The sequence below is a fragment of the Nesterenkonia aurantiaca genome (genome assembly GCF_004364585.1).
Lineage (GTDB): Bacteria > Actinomycetota > Actinomycetes > Actinomycetales > Micrococcaceae > Nesterenkonia > Nesterenkonia aurantiaca.
Genome location: NZ_SOAN01000007.1, coordinates 86,312 through 106,544 on the forward strand (window position 1 = coordinate 86,312; position 20,233 = coordinate 106,544).

The 20,233-nt window shown below is 63.8% G+C and carries 17 protein-coding genes; 8 read left to right on the top strand and 9 right to left on the bottom strand.

The genetic code is table 11. The annotated features are described in order from the left end of the window. Position 1: 1 nt before the first annotated feature. Entirely contained in the window at positions 2-634 is a 633-nt protein-coding gene (locus tag EV640_RS09800) for an AmiS/UreI family transporter (protein WP_036475417.1), read from the bottom strand. Between the two features lie 370 nt (positions 635-1,004). On the opposite strand from EV640_RS09800, the gene EV640_RS09805 reads away from it, so the two are divergent. The 3 genes from EV640_RS09805 to ppsA all read left to right on the top strand — a co-directional run bounded on the left by EV640_RS09805 (position 1,005) and on the right by ppsA (position 7,316). Continuing rightward, a complete protein-coding gene (locus EV640_RS09805; RefSeq protein ID WP_133726362.1) occupies positions 1,005-3,935 on the top strand; it encodes a cation-translocating P-type ATPase in 2,931 nt (976 codons plus the stop codon). A 221-nt stretch (positions 3,936-4,156) separates the two neighbouring features. Continuing rightward, positions 4,157-4,627 carry a pyridoxamine 5'-phosphate oxidase family protein gene (locus EV640_RS09810; RefSeq protein WP_084479565.1) on the top strand — a complete coding sequence of 157 codons (471 nt, stop codon included), beginning with the start codon at positions 4,157-4,159 and terminating at the stop codon, positions 4,625-4,627. A gap of 310 nt (positions 4,628-4,937) precedes the next feature. Next, entirely contained in the window at positions 4,938-7,316 is a 2,379-nt protein-coding gene (gene ppsA, locus EV640_RS09815) for a phosphoenolpyruvate synthase (protein WP_133726364.1), read from the top strand. Positions 7,317-7,336: 20 nt separating this feature from the next. On the opposite strand, the gene EV640_RS09820 is transcribed toward ppsA, so the two are convergent. The 6 genes from EV640_RS09820 to EV640_RS09845 all read right to left on the bottom strand — a co-directional run bounded on the left by EV640_RS09820 (position 7,337) and on the right by EV640_RS09845 (position 12,179). After that, positions 7,337-8,008, bottom strand: a complete 672-nt coding sequence (locus tag EV640_RS09820) for a BON domain-containing protein (protein WP_036475418.1) — start codon at positions 8,006-8,008, stop codon at positions 7,337-7,339. Positions 8,009-8,121: 113 nt separating this feature from the next. Next, positions 8,122-8,799 (bottom strand): BON domain-containing protein, encoded by a 678-nt coding sequence (locus tag EV640_RS09825; protein ID WP_133726365.1) that lies wholly within the window; start codon positions 8,797-8,799, stop codon positions 8,122-8,124. 449 nt (positions 8,800-9,248) lie between these two features. Continuing rightward, the gene (locus EV640_RS09830) at positions 9,249-10,250 is read right to left on the bottom strand and encodes a universal stress protein (protein WP_133726366.1); all 1,002 of its coding nucleotides are present in this window, start codon (positions 10,248-10,250) and stop codon (positions 9,249-9,251) included. After that, a complete protein-coding gene (locus EV640_RS09835; protein ID WP_133726367.1) occupies positions 10,240-10,791 on the bottom strand; it encodes an Hsp20/alpha crystallin family protein in 552 nt (183 codons plus the stop codon). The genes EV640_RS09830 and EV640_RS09835 overlap by 11 nt, the downstream gene beginning before the upstream one ends. Positions 10,792-11,020: 229 nt before the next feature. Next, on the bottom strand, positions 11,021-11,473 hold the full coding sequence (locus EV640_RS09840; RefSeq protein ID WP_166645907.1) for an Hsp20/alpha crystallin family protein: 453 nt from the start codon (positions 11,471-11,473) through the stop codon (positions 11,021-11,023). A gap of 37 nt (positions 11,474-11,510) precedes the next feature. Continuing rightward, positions 11,511-12,179 carry a BON domain-containing protein gene (locus tag EV640_RS09845; protein ID WP_133726369.1) on the bottom strand — a complete coding sequence of 223 codons (669 nt, stop codon included), beginning with the start codon at positions 12,177-12,179 and terminating at the stop codon, positions 11,511-11,513. Between the two features lie 763 nt (positions 12,180-12,942). On the opposite strand from EV640_RS09845, the gene EV640_RS09850 reads away from it, so the two are divergent. The 5 genes from EV640_RS09850 to EV640_RS09870 all read left to right on the top strand — a co-directional run bounded on the left by EV640_RS09850 (position 12,943) and on the right by EV640_RS09870 (position 16,612). Beyond that, positions 12,943-13,611, top strand: coding sequence for a cyclodeaminase/cyclohydrolase family protein (locus EV640_RS09850; protein WP_133726370.1), 669 nt, complete (start codon positions 12,943-12,945; stop codon positions 13,609-13,611). Between the two features lie 9 nt (positions 13,612-13,620). Further along, positions 13,621-14,040, top strand: coding sequence for a DUF3054 domain-containing protein (locus tag EV640_RS09855; protein ID WP_036475424.1), 420 nt, complete (start codon positions 13,621-13,623; stop codon positions 14,038-14,040). A 129-nt stretch (positions 14,041-14,169) separates the two neighbouring features. After that, positions 14,170-15,357, top strand: a complete 1,188-nt coding sequence (locus tag EV640_RS09860; protein WP_036475425.1) for an alcohol dehydrogenase catalytic domain-containing protein — start codon at positions 14,170-14,172, stop codon at positions 15,355-15,357. 61 nt (positions 15,358-15,418) lie between these two features. Beyond that, positions 15,419-16,309: an SDR family oxidoreductase gene (locus EV640_RS09865; RefSeq protein ID WP_036475426.1), complete on the top strand. Its 891-nt coding sequence runs from the start codon at positions 15,419-15,421 to the stop codon at positions 16,307-16,309. A gap of 45 nt (positions 16,310-16,354) precedes the next feature. After that, positions 16,355-16,612: a DUF7218 family protein gene (locus tag EV640_RS09870; RefSeq protein ID WP_036475427.1), complete on the top strand. Its 258-nt coding sequence runs from the start codon at positions 16,355-16,357 to the stop codon at positions 16,610-16,612. 150 nt (positions 16,613-16,762) lie between these two features. Here the strand turns inward: EV640_RS09870 and EV640_RS09875 are convergent, their stop codons facing one another. Together EV640_RS09875 and EV640_RS09880 are read right to left on the bottom strand one after the other, a co-directional pair. Beyond that, entirely contained in the window at positions 16,763-18,442 is a 1,680-nt protein-coding gene (locus tag EV640_RS09875; protein ID WP_133726371.1) for a catalase, read from the bottom strand. 154 nt (positions 18,443-18,596) lie between these two features. Continuing rightward, entirely contained in the window at positions 18,597-20,195 is a 1,599-nt protein-coding gene (locus EV640_RS09880) for an NAD-dependent epimerase/dehydratase family protein (RefSeq protein ID WP_036475429.1), read from the bottom strand. Between the last annotated feature and the right edge of the window lie 38 nt (positions 20,196-20,233).

Below are 20,233 nucleotides of genomic sequence, written 5' to 3' on the forward strand. Positions count from 1 at the left end.
CTCAGGTGGCGATGGGTGCGGTGGTCGATGCCTCGGACTCTGCTGCGGCGCTGCTCCGGCGTCCGATGGTCACCGCGATGGCAAGCGCCAGAACTCCGAGGGCCGCAAGGGTCAATGCGAGGGTCGTGTTGGATTCGTATCGGCCGAGCAGCAGGACGAACGCTGGGATCGTGCCGGTGAGGTGGCTGATCAGAATCGTGAACCAGCCGGTGGTGAGGGTCAGAGAGTCCATGTTCAGTCCCAGCAGCAGGAAGAAGAGGAACCACAGGACGGCCCAGATCCACCAGATGACCGCGAACACGGGGTCATCGAGCGTGAGTTGGATGAACCCGATCACGACTGCGCATACCGAGACGAACAGCGAGAACCAGCCGAGGCCCTCCCCGCTCAGACCAGTGAGCTGCAGAATGCCCACATAGAGGTAGGTGAACCCGAAGAGGTAGAGGCCTGCGGCCCCAAGGATGATCCCCGGGTCGTTGTCGGCCTGTATCAGGATGATGGTCGGGAAGACCACCTGCATGCCACCTACGAAGAAGTTGAGTATGGCGGCGGACTTGCCGGGGATCACCCCGATCAGCATGAGCCCGTTGATGAATAGAACCGCACCGACGTACAAAAGTCCGACGTTGCCCATGATTCGGTCGCCTCCCAAGTGGCCTTCGGCCTATTTCAACCATGGTCCCGGGGTGCGAGGGCGGATAGGGCCTAAGGTCCTATGAGCCTGGTCAGCGGGCGGCGTCAGGGCTTCAGGATTGGTCCCCAGGCCGCCGGATCCCGGGTTCGGTATCGACGGTGGACGGTGAGCGTGCCGACCTGGGGGAGCGGGTCGTCGATCTTCCCTGCTTCTGCAATGGGTCGGGCTCGGGGCGCAAGCTTCGAAGACGTCGACGAGGACGAGACCTGGTTGGTGTGATGGCCAATGGCCCTGCTGCTGAGGAGTCTCGGGAGAAGCCAGGGGCCGTTGGGCCCTGGCGTGGACACTCACCTCGCGCTGGGATGTGGAGATGAGTGCCCATCATGGCGAGTCAGAGCGAGGGTCAGCTTCTGCCGCGGAATCCGGACGCAGTGACGAACTGTCCATCCAGGATCCGACGGAGTCTCTCGAGCGGCTGCTGATTGACCTCCGGACTCGGCGGGGTGGCCTGTCATCGAGGGAAGCTGCGCGTCGGCTTGTGGTGGCAGGTCCTAATCGGCTGATCCGCGATGAGAAGCGTGGCTGGGTGCGGGAACTGTTGAACCAGTTCATCCATCCGCTCGCCCTGCTGCTCTGGGCGGCCGCCCTGTTGGCCGTCATCACCGGCACCACAGCGCTCACTGTCGCGATCGTGGCGGTCATTCTGCTCAATGCGATCTTCGCCTTCCTTCAGGAGAGGCACGCCGAGAAGGCGGTCGAGGCCTTGGCGGCCTACCTGCCAGAGCGCTGCCAGGTGATTCGGGACGGCACTCTAGCCACGATCGAGGCCACCGAACTCGTCCCGGGAGACGTGATCGCCATTCAAGAGGGAGATCGGATATCAGCCGATGCCCGTCTGCTCACGGGATCACTTGAGGTCGATCTATCGACCTTGACTGGAGAATCCCAGGCAGCGCTGAGGACCCCGGAGGCGGAGATCAACGCTGAGACTTCCCTGCTGCAGTCGGTCGACGTGGTCTTCAGCGGCAGCAGCTGCGTGGGAGGTGAGGCCACGGCGTTGGTCTACGCGACGGGAATGGGCACCGAACTTGGACGCATCGCCGCGCTGTCCAAGCGCGTGGTGAAGGACCCGAGTCCGCTGGAGCAACAGGTTGCTCGAGCAGCCCGGCTCATTGCGCTGATTGCTGTCGGCATGGGTATGGCGTTTGTTCCGGTGGGACTCTTTCTGGCGGATCTTCCGCTGACCGACACCGTCAACTTCGCCATCGGTCTGCTGGTCGCCAATGTCCCGGAGGGTCTGCTTCCTACCATCACCTTGGCCCTGGCCGTCGGGGTACGAGTGCTGGCCCGCAACGGAGCGTTGGTCAAACGCATCTCTGCGGTGGAGACATTGGGCTCCACGAGCGTGATCTGTACGGACAAGACCGGGACACTCACGATGAACCGGATGCAGGTCACGGCTTTCTGGACATTCGGGGGGCCCCAGGATCCGCCGGCATCTCCGCCGGCCGAGTTGCTGCCGGGCATGAGGGTCTCGGAAGCGATGCGGGCTGAGGCTGGAGCGTCAGATCTGCTCGGGTTCAGGTTTGGGCGAGCGTCGGCGGCCTGTTCCAATGCCCGCTTGGTGAACCCGACAGTGTTCCCGACCGAAGCTGGGCCGTCGGCGTCTGAGGACCTGGGAGATTCCTCGGATCCGGTCCACTCGCGAGCTCAAGACGTCGGAGACCCCACGGAAGTGGCGATGCTTCGCCATGCGGTGACCCTGGGTGCCGTAGGCGACAGATCGGATCTGGAGAGACTAGTGCACTTCCATTTCGACCCTGTGCTCAGACGCATGTCCACGGTGGATCGTGTCGGGCACCAGGCGGTGGTTCACTCGAAAGGAGCTCCTGAGGAGATACTTCGGCTGTGCACCCGCGTGGCAGGGGCAGGGGAGGATCGCCCCCTGGGGGATCATGATCGGCGCTTGGTCGAGGCCGTCGTCCAGGAATGGGCGGCCCGGGGCCTCCGGCTGATCGCTGTCGCTGATCGGGTGCTCCACGATAGGGACCTGGGAGGTCTCTCTCGGGCGCAGGCGGAGAAGGATCTGACACTGCTGGGTATGGTGGGATTGTCGGATCCTGCTCGCCCCGAGGTCGCCGCCGCGGTGACACAGTGCCACGCCGCAGGGATCAGACTCATCGTGGTGACCGGTGACAACGGTCTGACCGCAGCCGGAATCGCCCGGCAGGTGGGCATCGGCGTCTCAGGTTTGGCGGTCGTCAACGGTTCCGATCTCGATCTGATGAGCGAAGCGGAGCTGGACGAGCTCCTGGAACGCAATGAGGAGCTCATCTTCGCGCGCAGCTCGCCGGAGGCGAAGCTCAGGATCACTGATGCGTTACAGAGCCTGGGGCACATCGTGGCTATGACCGGTGATGGCGTCAACGATGCGCCAGCTCTCCGCCGGGCCGATATCGGCGTCGCGATGGGCGGATCAGGTACCGACGTCGCGCGCGAGGCAGCCACCATGGTGCTCACCGATGACAACTTCGCTTCCATCGTTGCTGCCGTGGAAGCCGGTCGGCGGGTCTATGACAATGTCCGGAAGTTCATCGTCTACATCTTTGCCCACGCCACACCGGAGGTCGTGCCTCTCCTGATCTACGCGGCCTCTGGTGGTGCAGTTCCGCTGCCACTGACGGTCATGCAGATCCTCGCCATCGACCTTTTCACCGAAACGCTGCCGGCGCTGGCGCTGGGGCGCGAAGCACCGGAGCCGGGTCTGATGGAGCGTCCTCCCCGCCGACGGAGGGAGAACGTGATCAACTCCGAGATGTTGATCCGGGCTTGGGCGGTCATGGGAGGGGTATCTGCCGTCCTGGTCACCGGACTCTTCTTGCAGACCCTGGCCTCCGGAGGGTGGGCCTTCGACTCTGCGACGGGGGCGACCCAGCCGGAGCTTCTCTGGAGGGAAGCCACCACGATGACCTTCCTGGGCATCGTGTCGTGTCAGATCGGCACCGCGATGGCGTCCCGGACGCAGACGGAGTCTCTTCTCCGGGTCGGGGTGTTCAGCAATCGACTGCTGCTCTGGGGAATCGGCTTCGAAGTCCTCTTGGCTGCCGCCATCGTCGGGATAGCACCGCTGCAGGTGGTCTTCGGCACCGCGATACCTGAGACCTGGTTGATGTTTCTGCTGATTCCGCTGCCCTTCCTCGTCTGGGGAAGCGACGAGGCATTCAAGTGGCTCAAACGATCGCGCCTGACAGAGCAGGTCGAGGCTGCTCCGCGAGACTTCGGCGCGCCCCAGGCTCACTGAGACCTTCGGGACGCTCAGGGGAACGACGGAGTTCGCGGAGTGGGCCATCGGGACTCGTCGAAGAACCCAGCAGCCACCCCGGCCAGTTGCTGGACGTCAGCCGGTGAGCTGACGAAGCCCACGCAGGGATCTCAGGTTTGGTCGCACTGTGCCAGGCCAGGCTCACCCCATGCTGCTGGCAAAACTAGAGCCCAACCAGCGACCGGAGTATGGTCCCTTTCATGTCAGGGACGACGCCGCCACCGAGGACCGAGGTCTTGGAGAGTCGTGACTGCTGGGAGCTGCTCCGAGAGAACTCGATGGGTCGGCTGGGCGTGTGGACCGTGGATCACCCCGAGATATTTCCGCTGACGTATGTCACGGATGGACAGACCATCTTGTTCCGCACCGGTCCCGGAACGAAGCTTGATGCAGCACTAGGGACTGCACCGGTGGCATTTGAGATCGATGGCGTCAACACCGGCACCAACACCGCCTGGAGCGTCGTGGTTCAGGGCAGAGCAGACACGATCTCAGCACCTCTGGCGTCCAGTGGCAGTCGTGCGCACAGACTCATCTCCTGGCAACCCGGGACAAAGGACCACTTTGTATGCATCACCCCAGAACTGGTGACAGGTCGGCGATTTACGGTCGTTCCTGCTCATGATTGGGAGATCTCACTCGATGACGCGACACGTTCGGGCCTGGATTGAGACGGTGATCAGCTGTGCCTTGCTCTGAGGCGTCCGGTACCTGAGGGTCCGTCACCCACTGCAAGAAGTTCAGATGTAGCACCGGGACGAGGCCAAAGGCCCTAGGAGCCCAGCGGCTGGCTGATCAGGATTGGGTCAGAGAGCTAAAAACGGGGAGGCGTCTCGACGCTCAGCGGTCGGGATCCGAGAGCATCGGGCGACGGTTGGACCAGCATCTGAGTGGAGGCATCGAGGGGGTCTTCTCAGGGGCGAGCATCCGCAGAGCGGGAGATCGTCATAGACCGGGCACACGTTCAAGCAGGAGCAGCTGATGGTCAATATTCTTTGGTTCGATGACACCACCCTCGCCGATATGGCCGCTGTGGGCGGGAAGAATGCCTCATTGGGAGAGATGGTGACTCATCTTTCTGCCGCAAAGGTTCGCGTGCCAGGAGGCTTCGCCACGACAGCGGAGGCCTACCGGTCTTTTCTTGCCGAGCGCGGTCTCGACCGGAGGATCTGGTCTGCCCTGGAGGCACTGGAGGTCGACGATGTGGGGGAACTTGCTCGCGTCGGCACCCAGATTCGTTCGTGGATCCACGACCAGCCTCTCTCGGAAGGACTGGAGCACGATATTCGCGAGGCATATACCAGGCTGATCGCACGGGATCCCGACCCAGAGGGCGTGACCTGGGCGGTCCGTTCCAGCGCGACAGCAGAGGATCTCCCAGACGCTTCCTTTGCAGGCCAGCAGGAGACCTATCTCAATATCGGCGGAGTGGACAATCTGCTCTCCGCGATTCGGAGGGTGTTCGCCTCGCTCTACAACGACCGCGCGATCGCCTACCGGGTGCACCATGGATTTACCCACCACGAGGTGGCACTCTCGGCCGGGGTGCAACGCATGGTCCGTTCCGATATCGGAACCTCCGGAGTGATGTTCACTGTGGACACAGAGACCGGATTCGACGAAGCGGTGTTCATCACCAGCGCCTATGGTCTCGGTGAAGCTGTGGTCCAGGGAGTGGTGAATCCCGATGAATTCTACGTCTACAAGCCTGGGCTGCGCCGCGGAGACGAAGCCATTCTGAGCAGAACACTCGGCGACAAGGCGGTGGCCATGCGGTACTCTTCGGGGCTGAGCTTGGAGAGCAGCACGGTACTTGAAGGCGTGGCATCCGCCGAGCGCTCCCGGTTCTCGATCACCGATGAGGAGGTCACAGAGCTGGGCCGCTGCGCCCTGGCGATTGAGGATCATTACGGTCGGCCGATGGACATCGAGTGGGCGCGTGATGGAGTCGACGGGCGGGTCTACATTCTTCAGGCGCGTCCTGAGACCGTGGTGTCCCGCACGAAACGACAGGAGCTACGTCGTTTTGTCCTACACGGCCGCGGGGAGGTTCTGACCACGGGGCGCGCGATCGGACAGCGCATCGGAACCGGCCCGGTGCGAGTTCTCCGTTCTCCTGCGGACATGCATCTGTTCCAACCCGGTGACGTGCTCGTCGCTGAGATCACGGACCCGGATTGGGAACCAATCATGAAGCGGGCCTCAGCGATCGTCACCGAACGTGGAGGTCGCACCTGCCACGCAGCGATCCTCGCGCGCGAGCTGGGGCTGCCCGCCGTCGTCGGAACCGGCGACGCCACAACGATCTTGGCCAATGGTGAGCATGTGACGGTCTCCTGCACGGAGGGAGACAACGGCATCGTCTACGCCGGTGCCCTGCCCTTCGAAGAGGTCGTCACAGACTTGGAGCAGCTTCCGGTACCTCCGGTGAAGATCATGATGAACGTCGGGACCCCCGATAAGGCCTTCTCGTTCTCCCAACTTCCGCACCATGGGGTCGGACTGGCTCGCATGGAGTTCATCATCAACCACCAGATCGGTGTGCATCCACGCGCCCTGCTGGCACGTGACGCCTTACCGGATGAGCTGGGCGAGGAGATTGATCGGCGGGTCCAGGCGTATGGGTCACCCAGGGAGTTCTTCGTGCGCAGGGTGGCAGAAGGGGTCTCGACCATCGCCGCGAGTTTCGCGCCTGAACGGGTCATCGTGCGGTTCAGTGATTTCAAGACGAATGAGTATGCCAAGCTCCTCGGCGGTGAACTCTACGAGCCGCAGGAGGAGAACCCGATGCTCGGTTACCGCGGTGCTTCCCGGTACCTCTCTGAGAACTTCCGAGAGTGTTTCGCCATGGAATGCCAGGCGCTGCGATTCGTTCGCGAAGAGATGGGCCTGGAGAACGTAGCCATCATGGTTCCCTTCGTCAGAACCGTCGAAGAGGCCGCAGCGGTCGTCGAACTTCTGGCCAGTCATGGCCTTCGCCGTGGAGAACTCGGCTTAGAGATCATGATGATGTGCGAGGTGCCCAGCAATGTTCTGCTCGTCGACGAGTTCCTGGAACACTTCGACGGTTTTTCCATAGGGTCGAATGATCTGACTCAATTGGTGCTCGGGGTGGACCGGGGTTCGGATCTGGTGTCCCACCTCTTCGATGAGCGCAATCCAGCAGTGCTCAAGATGCTCACCAGCGTGATCGACGCGTGTCGGTCGCGGGGTAAGTACGTGGGGATCTGTGGACAGGGACCCTCAGACCATCCGGATCTGGCGCGGTGGCTGGTCGCCCAAGGCATTGAGTCGATATCGCTGACGCCTGACACGGTGGTGCAGACCTGGGTCGATCTGACCGGGAAGGCTGATCGGTAGCCGATCATTGGGCCTCGGCGTCAGGAGGGGTGGACCTCGAGATAGTTCTCCACTTCTGTCACATGGGGTGAGGACCATGCTGCTGCGACAGCCTGCTTCTTCTCCGCCCAGGACCGCACCTTTCCGGTCAGCGTGACCGTGTTTCCCTGAACGGTGACCGTGATGTGCTTCGCGTCGAGTTGAGCATTGCGCACCAGCGCTCTCTCGATGCGTTCTGCTGCGTCTTCTGAGGAAGGCCGTGCGGCAAGTGTGACGCGGTTCTCCACGTGTTCCACGCCCCGGAGGTACTGGATTGACCTTTGGGCGGCTTCGCGCTGGAAGTGCCAGTCGGCTTCCCCCGTGAGGGTGACATTGGCCCCCTTGATCTCAGCCTTGACGGTGTTGGGCACGTTGCTGGACCAGGCCAGGGCGCGTTCGATGTCCCGAGCCAGATCTGTCTCGGTGAGATCCAGGGGTGCCTGAGAGCGCACGGTGAGCTCGTCGACCAGGGTTGTCACGCTGTGGACCCGCAGAGCGGCCCGTTTCGCGGCGAGGAACTCTGAATATGTGTCCACTTCTCCGGAGAGCGTGACGGTCCCATCCTGGACAGCGACCCCGATGCCGGCGGCGTCGAGGTCGCGAGTCCACTGGAGTTCTTCTCGAACGGCGTTCTGGAGGTCTAGATCGCGGTCCGGAGTGTTGGCGATGCTCATGGGAGCAGTCCTTTCGTGAAGCCGAGATTCGCACTACGTCGAAGGTCCGGGGACCCCGGTGGTGCAGGGGTGTGCTGTGAGGAGGGCAGCAGCTGTTCTGAAAGAGGATTCGGTCAGTAGGGACGAACCACCAAGCGGTTATCGACCTGTGTCACGCTTGGGCAGCCCCAGGTCGCTGAACCAGCTTGTTCCCATTCGGCCAGGGAGGAGACATAACCCGTGAGAACCGCCGTATGGTCGATGACTGTCGCGGTGATCCGGCTTGAGTCGAGCAGTGGATTACGTTCCATGGCATCCCGTAACTGCTGCTCAGCGTTCTCGACCGGAGTGCGTGTGGTGAGATGGATCAGGTTCTCCACCGATTCCACGCCCCTGAGGTCGTGGACCGCTCGCTGGGCTGCTCGACGCTGGAAATCCCAGCTCACCTCCCCAGTGAGGGTGACGTGACGGTTCAACACGCGAGACTTGACGGTTCTCGGGACGGTTGTGGACCAAGTCAAAGCGTGATCCACGATTCTTCGGATATCAGCATCGGTCACCCAACGGGAGTTCTCGGCTTGCACCACCACTTTGTTGATCGCCGAGGTCACTCCGCGGACGCGCCGCATGGCACGCCCTACGGCGAGAAATTCGGCGTAGGAGCCGACGACTCCCGAAGCAGTCACCGCTGAATCTTCTACGTGAATTTCTATCCCGGAGGCATCGAGGTCCGGGGACCACGAAAGTTCGGCTTCTACCCCACGTTGCAGCACGCGGTCTGTGTGAGCCATTTTGGGCGATACACGATGCATGGACGAACTCCTCGAGTCTTTGTCGCTGAGGCGCGAACCGGACTTCAGTGTGCTCAGGGAAGTCCGAGTCGAGTAGGGCCATAGGTCTCACTCACGGCCGGTGGAGATCCCTCCAACAAGCCGGACGCAGCGTCTGATGAGCCATCTTTCCCGGACGGGTCAGGACAGGGGCTGCGAGAGCCAGAACTACCGAGGCGCCACACAGGTTCGAGCAGCGGATCGTAGCTTCGCCTCACCTGCTGGGGGCCTCGAAGATCACGAGGGCGTCAACCCTGGAGAGTCAGCCGGTCAGCGCGAATCTGGTGTTCTGTTCCGAGAGTTCGAAGGAGAGAGCACGGCCCGCGTCCTACAGGTTCCTTCACCAACTCGTCACACACTGTCTTGGCACTCCTTTCGTGGGTTCAGTGAACCCACGTGATCAGCGTGAGATCGGTCAGCTGCGGTCAGATCTACCGGATGGGTCCTGGCTGGTCGCTGAGCCGGTCGTCCTGGAGGTCTGGAACAACCATGACCGGACCGGCAGCCCGCAGGAGCACCCCGCGGGAGACGGACCCCAAGAGCACACCGGTGAACACGCCGTGCCCTCGGGTGCCGACCACCACGAGCTGGGCGTCGTGGGTTGCCTTGGTCAGCTGTGCCACAGCGTCACCGGGCTTCACTGCCGCGGTGACTGACAATCCGGGGTAGTGGCCAAGCAACCACGCGACCTCTGCACGGAGAGACTGCTCCAGCTGCGACTGCCTGCGATTGATCACCCCTTGGTCTATGGGGTCCAGCTCCGGGTACCAGTCCAACCAGCCCTCCAGCGAGGGCAGCGTCATGAGGAGCTGCAGTGTCGCATCACGGTCCTGCGCCGCTCGCGCCGCATGCAGGGCGGCGACCCTGCTGTGCTCAGAGCCATCGATGCCAACCACGACCGGACGTGGGTCTGATTGGGGGACGAAACGCGCAGCCCCCTCCGTCTCGCTCGATGCGGACCCTCCAGAGACCACGATGGTGGGGCACTGGGCATGGGCGGGCAGCGCTGTGGCCACCGAACCTCTGATCTTGCCGAGAAAACCGCCCCGTCCACGGGCTCCGACGATCACCAGCTGCGCCACGGTGGACAGCTCCCGCAGCACCACAGTGGCGTCTCCGCGCTCGGTTCGGAAGTTCACTCGTCCTGGATAGCCCTGCAGGTGCTCCCGGGCATCGCTGAGAATCTTCTTGGCCGCATCGCCAGGGACCTCGTCTCTGAGCTTTGACGGCAGGGGAGCGGTGGAGACCGGGAGCGGGGCTCCGGATGCGGTGACCACGGTCAGGACGCGTCCGCTTCGTTGCGCCTCCAGCGCCGCGTAGTCCAGGGCATGGATAGATTGGGTGGACCCGTCGAAGCCGACGATCACATCCAGGTCCCGGGTCACCGGGTCAAAGACGACGGGGCGGGGTGGGGCGTGTGGATCAATGTTCATGGGATGCCTCCAGAGCGGCTGGTGATGGGTGAGGATCGACGCTGTTGTGTCCCCCTGGGGGAGGAGGTTCCGGATGCACTCTAAGCAGAACATCGACCCCGGCACGTCCGGTCAGTGGGACCAGCGGACGCGCGGACCTCAGATCGCTGGCGCGGTCGCTGGTGGGGTCGCTCACGGGGATGGTGACTCGCAGAGTCCCGTCCTGGAAGTCCGCGCAGATGAGGTCTTGCTGGGCGCCGGAGGGCAAGGTGACCCTGCGGTAGAAACTGCTGCCACCCCGGACCAGGTACTGCGTGCCCTCGCCGTCGGCATCGTGCTCTGCTCGGATCGAAAGTTCTCCCTGGTGAACGTCGATGGTGATGTCGGATGCGTCGAAGTTGGGCAGCATCGCCTCGATGACGAGTCCTTCACCTGGTTCATCGCGCAGGTGAATCGTGTGCAGCTTTCCGCGCAAGGCACGGAGAATGACGTCTTCGGGTAGGTCGCAGCGCGGTACTTCGGCGCCCGTGATCGGGTCACGTCGCACCAGTGTCTCTGCCATGGAGGATTCCTTAGTCTTCACAGTCGATGTCAGTACGCGTATCCGGGGGCTGTGCTGTTCGCGGTTGCTTGTTGGCCTTTGGAAGGTGAGGTGGATGACGGCGCCCAGGGCCAGGACGATCACCACCGTCTTGGACGTGTACCAATCTGGTGCGCCTGGTACACGGCGGGTTGTCGGTGCGGTGGCGTCAACCGCCGCGCCCCGCCAACCTGCCAGCAGATCCGATGACTCAGCTCTGCTCAGGCGCGGGGTGTCCGTTGTGTCCACCCGTGATGGGGATGCGGGTGGGAGCTGAGAGTTCCTTCAGCGGCACGGTGACTTTAAGGACCCCGTCGTCGAAGCTGGCGTTGATCCGCTCGGTCTCTGCTTGTTCCGGGAGGTCGATGCTGCGATAGAAGCTGCTGCTGCTCTCCCTGATCACGTACTTTCTCTTCTTGTCCTCATCGTGTTCGTGACGTTCGGCTTGGATCACCAAGGCGCCCTGCCCGAGGCTGACGGTGACGTTCTCCTCCTCGAAGTTCGGCAAGTGCGCCTCGATGACGAGTTCTTTGTTGTCGTTGGTGTAGACATCCGTGGTGGGCAGCTTGCCGAGCCGCCCGCGCAGCGGACCGTCATCGAAGAGCTCGCGGCGGAGGCTTTCGAAACCAGCGAACGGGTCGAAGCGGACGAGTGTGTGTGTCATGGTTCTGTCCTTCTGCTGGGGGCTTGGGGTGGGGTGCTCAGCTCGGGTGTACTTCGAGACGGTCATCGACGTGGGCAACGTGCGCGGAGGACCAGGCTGCTGTTCGGGCCTGCTGCTTCTGCGCCCATGACCGCACATGGCCGGTGAGGGTCACGGTGCTCCCGGTGACGCTGACGGTAATGTGAGTGGCGTCGAGTTGAGCGCTAGTGGTCAGCGCGGTCCGTATCCGCCGGGCTGCCTCTCCAGAACAGGGCCGGGCGGTGAGGGTGATCTGGTTTGTCACGGTATGGACACCGCGCAGGTGCTCAATCACGTGCTGGGCCGCTTCGCGCTGGAAGTCCCAGTCGACTTCACCGGTGAGGGTGACATTGGCCTCTTTGACCTGGGCCCTGACGGTCGGCGGCACATTGGTGGCCCAGGTCAATGCGCATTCGATCTCTTGTGCGATGTCGGCCTCGCTGAGATGTCGTGGCGTCTTGGGGCGAACGACGAGCTCATCGACGATGTTGGACACTCCGTGGACCCGCATGGCGGCCCGTTTCACGGGGAGGTATTCCGAGTCCGCAACTTCTCCGGAGAGCGTAACGGTGGAGTCGTGGACTGTGACTCTGATGCCGGCCGCCTCCAGGTTCGGCGTCCAATGCAGCTCCTCTCGGACTGCGGACTGAAGCTGCAGGTCCTGAGAAGCGGTCGTCAGGGTGCTCATCGCGGGTGATCCCTTCGCAGTGCATCAGGTCGCATGCTGGATACGCATCGACGTCTGGGCAGGTCGGAGACGCGCAGGTCTTGCTCTGCGCGGAGGGTGGCTCCACGTGACAGGTCCCAACCGACCCCCGGTGACAAAGTCCGCGCGTTCTGGCCCGCGATGTTGCGGGCCTGACTCCACCATGAGCTCCGGCGAGGAGTTATCCCAGGGTCATTGGTCCTACCGGGAGTCCAAGTTGTCGGCAGTGCAACGACGCAAATATCGTGAAGGCCCCAAGCAGCACCTAGGCTTCGTCGGCATCAGGGGGAGCAGCGCTCTGACCTTGATCCTGACAAGAAGCTCCAGGTCATGGACCCGGGCCCAGGCAGGTCGATGCAATCTCGGCTATGCCCGCCGACTGGTCGCGATCCTTGTCGGGTCATTTCTGGCTGCCCTTGACGCTTGGCGGCCTGCAGCAGTTGCTTGAGGTTCAGCGCCGGAGCATCTCTGTTGCTCAACGGGAAGAACAGGACGGCGACGCCGGATGCGATGGCACAAGGCACGGGTTCCCAAGCGTATGCGCCACTCCCGACAAAGCGCCGATAATCTACATTATGTCAGGTTGAAGCGAGAGCCGTCTCTTGCGCGTCCCGAGAGTCACCTTAGCCCCGGGTCGGTGGAACGACATCGCCATACCGTCAACCCCGCGATCCGACGGCTCGTTCCAAGCTCCTCCGCCGCTGCCGACGTTTCGTTCCCCGCAGTTCTGGGACAGACTTGGCCCATGTCTGATGTCGAGGAGATCACCACGCAGCGCTCAACCGTCGATGAGTGGACCGAGGGCCTGGCCCAGTCCACCGGTTCCCCGGGCGGTGGCGCCGGGGCCGGAGTGATGCTTGGCATCGCCGCATCGCTGACCTCTATGGTCGCCGGATACACCGAGGCTGATCCCGAGCGGCGAGACCGCCTGAGCGCCATCCTGACTCGAGCAGAGACGCTGCGGCAGTCGGCCCTGCACCTTGCCGACGACGACGCGACCGCCTCTCGCGCGTTCGGGGCAGTCTTCAAGCTGGACCAGGGCCCGGAACGCGACGAGGCGATCCGCGAGGCCGCCATCGGCGCGGCGCAGACCTCGGCCGAGCTCGGCGACCACGCCGTCGCGGCCATCGAGGACCTCTCCTGGCTGGCAGACCACGGCAAGCGAGCCGTGATCGCCGACGTCGTCGTCGCCTTCGGCGCCCTGCGAGCTGCGGTCGCAGGCGCACGGACCAATGCGAGCTTTGACCTTGCCACACTGAAGTCCTCGGGTTCCACGCTGGAAGAGATCCACGCCCAACACCCCAGGCTCTGGAACAGCGTCGAGACGCTGACCACCGCTATCGAGCGCATCGATGCCTGCACGGCCTCGATCGATCATCGGGCGGCCCCGACCCACGCCGATGGATCGACCTAGACTCGGCACATGCACTCCTCCCCCGCCCCGCAGCCAGCCCCGACCCGTCAGGCCGTACTCCCCTGGCTGCTGCTGGTGCTCGACGGCCTCCTCGTGGTGGGTTTCGCCGCGCTGGGCAATCGCTCCCATGAGAGCGGCCTCGCCCTTCTCGACGTGATGGGCACCGCAGCTCCGTTCCTGCTCGGACTCCTGGTCAGCTCGTTGGCCGTGCGCTTCTGGCGCGGCCCCTCGCGACTCTGGCCGGACGCCGTCGTGGTGATCCTCGGCACCGTGGCACTGGGCATGACGGTGCGCGTGCTCAGCGGTGGTGGAGGCACGGAATGGTCCTTCATCCTGGTGGCACTGGGAGTGTTAGGGGTGCTCCTCGCGGGCCGTCGGTTGGTCACCGGGCGGCTGCTCACGCCTCGCCGCGAGAACCTTGCCGGTTAATCTCATGCTGGCGTTCAGCCAGCGTCAAGGTGAAACTCGATAGCGTAGGCGTGTAAGGGTGAGAAAGGCAGTGACGTCTGACGTTCGGCCCTCGACTCGCCCACCGACAGACTTCTGAGGAGACACCGCGTGAAAGCAGTGACATGGCAGGGCCATCACAAGGTCAGTGTGGAGACCGTTCCGGATCCACAGATCCAGCGGGCGAACGACGCGATCATCGAAGTCACCTCCACCGCAATCTGCGGTTCCGACCTCCACCTCTATGAGGTGCTCGGCCCGTTCATGACACCCGGGGACATCCTCGGCCACGAACCTATGGGCCGTGTGGTCGAGGCGGGTCCCGACTCGAACCTTGCCACCGGTGACCGAGTGGTCATCCCGTTCCAGATCTCCTGCGGCAGCTGCTTCATGTGCCAGCGCGGCCTGCAGACCCAGTGTGAGGTCACGCAGGTCCGCGAGCAGGGCATGGGTGCAGCCCTCTACGGCTTCTCCGCGATGTACGGAGCCGTCCCTGGCGGCCAGGCCGAGTACCTGAGGGTGCCGCATGCGGACTACAGCCCGATCAAGGTCGGCAACGAACTGCCGGATCACCGCTACCTCTTCCTCTCCGACGTCATCCCCACCGCCTGGCAGGGTGTGGCCTACACCGGGCTCAAGAGCGGTGACAGCATCGCGATCATCGGACTCGGTCCGATCGGTCAGTTCGCCGCACGGATCGCGAAGCATCACGGCATGAAGGTCTACGCCATCGATCCCGTAGCCGAGCGCCGCGCGATGGCCGCGCGCCACGGCGTCATGGTCTTCGACACCGGCGAGGAGTCGCTGAACCAGATCCGCGAGGCCACCGGTGGCCGCGGCCCCGACGGCGTCGTGGACGCCGTGGGCATGGAGGCCCACGGCTCCCCCGTCGCCAAGGCTGCCCAGATCTCCGCCCAGTTCCTGCCCGACGCGGCGGGCAAGGCGATGATGCAGACCGTCGGCGTGGACCGCCTCGCGGCACTGTACTCGGCGATCGATCTGGTCCGCCGCGGCGGCTCGATCTCACTGAGCGGCGTCTACGGCGGTGCCGCCAGCCCACTTCCGCTGATCACCATGTTCGACAAGCAGATCAGCTTCAAGATGGGCCAGGCCAACGTGAAGAACTGGGTCGACAAGATCCTGCCGCTTCTCGAGGACCCCGCAGATCCCCTGGGTGTGGACGACTTCATCACCCACACCCTGCCGCTGACCGACGCCCCTGGTGCCTACGAGACGTTCCAGAAGAAGGAAGACGGCTGCATCAAGGTCGTCCTGGACCCCTCGAAGTCGGCGGTCTGATCGGTAACTTCAGCCTGGGCCGACCCCCGGTCGGACCCGACACACTCGAAGGGATTCAGCCATGACGACAGATTCATATACCCAGCAGGACCCCCGGACCAAGTATCGCCACAGCGACCTTCCCGAGCAGGAACAGTCGGATCAGCCAGGACTCACCGGAAAAACCGGCCCAGACCCAGATCACGGTGAACAGAGCTGGGTCGGCCACGGTCGGCTCAAGGGCCGCAAAACGCTGATCACGGGCGGGGATTCCGGCATCGGTCGAGCAACCGCGATCGCTTTCGCGCGTGAGGGATCGGACATCGCGATCGCTTACCTCCCGGAGGAGGAGGAAGACGCGCAGGTGACTGCGCAGCACGTCCGCGATGCAGGCCAGAAGTGCGCCACCTACCCGGTGGACATCACCGAGGAGGAGAGCGCCGTCGGGATCGTACGACGCACCGTGGAGGACCTCGGCGGCATCGATGTGCTGATCCTCAACGCTGCGTATCAGCGGGCGCGCGACGGCATCGATGCGGTGCCGACCGCTGAGGTGCGCAAGGTCTTTGAGACCAACCTGATTGCGCACATCGTGGTCACCCGTGAAGCAGTGCCTCATATGAATCCCGGTGCCTCGATCATTGTCACGACATCGATCCAGGCGGTCGAGCCCAAGGCCCCGTTGTTCGACTATGCGATGTCCAAGGCCGCGCAGGTCGCGTTCATCGAGTCGATGGCCGCGGAGCTCGCCGAGAAGGGCATCCGGGTCAACGGTGTGGCGCCAGGGCCAATCTGGACTCCGCTGATCCCGGCCACCGGGTTCGACGGTGTGGCTCAGTTCGGTCAGGACACTCCCCTGGGCCGACCAGGACAGCCCGCGGAGCTCGCAGGGGCGTACGTCTACCTCGCAAGCGAAGAGGCCTCCTACGTCTCCGGCTCGGTCATTCCGGTCACCGGCGGCAAAGGCTTCTGAACCGCGGCTCCGCAGAGCAGCACGAGACTGGGAAGAATCGGCGAGATGGCACGTTCAAGCGTGAAGGACGAGGAGCTCTACGAACGCCTCCGCGAGGAGGGCAACTCCAAGGAGAAATCGGCCCGGATCGCCAACGCCGCTGCGAAAGAGGGCCGCAGCAGCGAAGGCGAGAAGGGCGGCGAGGCGTCGAACTACGAGGACCGGACCGTGGCGCAGCTGCAGGACCGGGCCAAGAAGCTCGGTCTCAGCGGGTACTCGCAGATGAACAAGGATGAGCTGATCGACGCACTGCGCAACCACTGAGCCGCCTTCTGGGACAGACGATCCCCTGCTGAGCGGGGGCTTCGCCGCACGGCGATTCAGCATAGAAGTTGGACACACAGCAATGGCCGGGAACCCCGCAGGGTTCCCGGCCATTGTCATATCAGCCGAAGGTGGCGAGTCCGGAACTCATCACTTGCTGTAGCTGAGGCTCCCCAGGTTGCCGGAGAGCACGTCTTCGCCGGAGACCTGGCGGTTCTCCACCGAAGCGGTCCAGGTCCCCCACTGCTCGGGATCGATGGAGTCGCCGTTGTTGCCGAGGTTGGCGAGGCGCTGCTCCTCCTCCTCGGTGAAGTTCTGCACCGCCAGCGGCTTCAGGTGCTTGACGTCATCCACGGTGAGACCGATGTTCTTCGCGATCCGCTGACCATAGTCGTCGTGGATCATGAAGAAGTGCCAGACGATGCGCTCCTGCACGTCGCGCTCCGACTGCTCCAGCATGCCGGTGAGCACGTTGATCAGCTCATCGCGCTCCCAGTCCATCATGGTGTTGTAGCGGCCCCGTGCCTGCAGGTAATCGTTGCGGCGATCCAGGTTCGCCTGCACCAGCTTTCCACCCACGGCCGGAGCGTTGTTCGGCTGCGGCTCCGGGGACTCGTGCAGTCCGTTGTGGATGGAGGGCTCGTAGTTCACGTGCGGGTTCTGCTCAGGGTGCACGTCGTTGCCGAAGGACATCAGTCCGCCGCGCTGGTTCGTGTAGACCTGGCCGTCGCGGCCCTTGGGCTGGTTGACCGGCAGCTGCAGGTAGTTCGGACCCACGCGGTAGCGCTGAGCGTCCGAGTAGGAGAACGTGCGCCCCACCAGCATCTTGTCGTCCGAGAAGTCCAGACCGTCGACCAGGACACCGGTGCCCATGGCGATCTGCTCGTTCTCGTTGTGGTGATCCCCCACGTTGCGATTCAGCGTCATGACACCGATCTTGCGCAGCGGGAACTGATCCTCGGGCCAGATCTTGGTGTCATCCAGCGGATCCCAGCCGAGCTCAGGGTGCTCGTGGTCTTCCATGATCTGGACATGGACGTCCCACTGCGGGAAATCGCCGCGTTCGATCGACTCGAAGAGGTCCTTCGAGGCGTGGCCGAGGTCCTGGCCCTGCACCTTGGCGGACTCAGCCTCAGTCATCGAGGCGACGCCGGCGCGCGGGTGGAAGTGGTACTTCACCAGCACGGTCTCGCCTTCGGCGTTGACCATCTTGTAGGTGTTGACGCCGAAGCCCTCCATGTGGCGGTAGGTCGCCGGGATGCCGCGCGGGCTGAAGAGGTGGGTCAGCATGTGCATCGACTCGGGAGTCTGGCCCATGAAGTCCAGGATGCGGTTGGGCTCCTGGCGGAAGGTGATCGGGTCCGGCTTCAACGAGTGGATCACGTCGGGGAACTTGATCGCATCGCGGATGAAGAACACCGGAAGGTTGTTGCCGACCAGGTCCCAGTTGCCGTCTTCGGTGTAGAACTTCACGGCGAAGCCGCGGGGGTCCCGGGCGGCCTCGGAGGAGTCACGGCCACCGATGACGGTGGAGAAGCGGATCGCCAGGTCGGTCTTCTTGCCGGCTTCCTGGAAGAGCTTTGCGCGGGTGTACTTCGATGCCGGCTCGTCACCGATCATCCCGGTGGCCTCGAACTCGCCGTAGGCGACGAAGCCGCGGGCGTGGACCACACGCTCCGGGATCCGCTCCCGGTCAAAGTGGCTGATATTCTCGAGGAACTGGTAGTTCTCCAGCGTGGCGGGCCCGCGGTTGCCCACGGTGCGCTGGTTCTGGTTGTTGGTGACAGGGTGACCCTGTCGAGTGGTCAGGATCGGATCGGTCTGTGCCAATTCGCTCTCCTTCTCGCTGAGGCGAGATCCCTTGCGCCTGACGCAGGCAGAAGGGGATCTCACCGGCCCGACACGTGGCGGGCAGACTTATCTTGTGGACTCTTCGACCTTAGCAAGATCGAGATGTTATTACGAGTAATTCAGAACTACATGCTCAGCGTGTCTTTTCGAAGGTGCTGCGGTCTCGACGGAACGCGCGGTGCCGGGCGTATTCGTGGACGGTCTCCAGCTGCTCGCGCTGGGCCTCTGCATCGTCGATCAGCCCCTGGAAGACCTTCGGGTCTACTCCGAGGGCTGCGGCGTGGTCCTTCATCACGGACCATCCATGAAGCTTGCCCGTGACAGCAGTGATCATGACCTCCGCCTCGAGCACCAGCGTCGAGGGTGATCGACCGCCAGGGGGCCTGCCATTGGGCTTGAGCCGTCCCACCCGCTCCCCCAGCCAGGCGATGGTCGTGGATCCGGGTGGAGTCGAGAAACCCTGGCGCTGGATCAGTTTCACCAGGAAGCCGTGTTCACGCGTGATGGCTTCGGCCACCTCGGAGATCTGAGGAAACACGGGGGTGTCCACATAGTCCGCCGCCATGCGCTTGATCCGATTCGTTCCCGCTGTGGCACCGGCGAGATGGTCTGACATGTATTGGCGCAGCAGCAGGGCGTCCACCTCGCCACCGAGTTCGTGGTCGGTCGAGGGAAGCTCCGGCCGTTCCGCGGCGTCGATGTCCCGGGGGCGCAGAGGAACCGAGGGGGCGCCGACCCCGGCGGCCATGCCCTGAACCAGCTCCTCGAGGGCCTGGGCCCCGGAATGCTGCGGCGCCCAGCCGAGCTCCCGCTTCGCTCGTGAGTTGTCCATGACCGGCACATGACGGCCCATATCTAGCCAGCCTTCATCTGCTGGGAGGATCCGGGCCCGATGAGCGGCCTTCATCAGTGGTCGCAGCGCGGCGGCTGGCAATCGCAGGGGAATCCCCTGGGTCTTCTCCCCGGAGACGACCTTCGCGATGGCATCACCGTCGAGGAGGTCATCCGCGCAGACATTGAACGCACCCTGAGCCCCGAGGATAGCGGCCTGTGCGTAAGCGGCAGCCAGATCGTCTGCATGCACGGCCTGGGTGCGGATCCCACCAGGGACCGGTACCACCGGCGGGCGGAAGAGCTGCAGCAGCTGCACCGGTGCCAGATCTCCGGCGAAGTAGCGCTGGATCTCGGAGCCTGCCTCTCGCTGGAAGACCAGTCCCGGGCGCAGCCGTGCCAGAGAGAATCCAGGGTGCGCCTCGAGGAACTCATCCATGACGCGCTCCTGGGCCACCTTGTCCTGGCTGTAGTGCGACCCGGGAATGCCCTCGGTGGGCCACTGCTCGTCGCGCGGGGTCGCGTCCTCGGCCGGTGAGTACACCCCGACCGAGGACGCGACGACGGCCTGGCGCACCCCGGCCAGTGCCGCGGCCTCCAACACGTGCCGAGTCCCGTCCACGTTGACCCGGCGCAGCAGGCTCCGCTCGCTGTTGGGCTGGATCAGCCAGGCCAGGTGGATCACGGCATCACAGCCGGACAGCGCCTCGGCGAGCTCCGGCACGACTTCGCTGTACTGGATGTCTGCGCGGTGCCACTGGGCATCCGCGTAGGGAGCGGCGTCGGTGTCGGGGAGTCGTCGCGCGATCCCGAGCACGCTCTGCACCTCGGTACGGCCGCTCAAGTGCCGCAAGACCGCCGTTCCCACGTTTCCTGTCGCTCCGATGACGGCAATGCGCATAGGTCCTCCTGCTCAAAGGTGTCTGTTCGGTGTTCTCT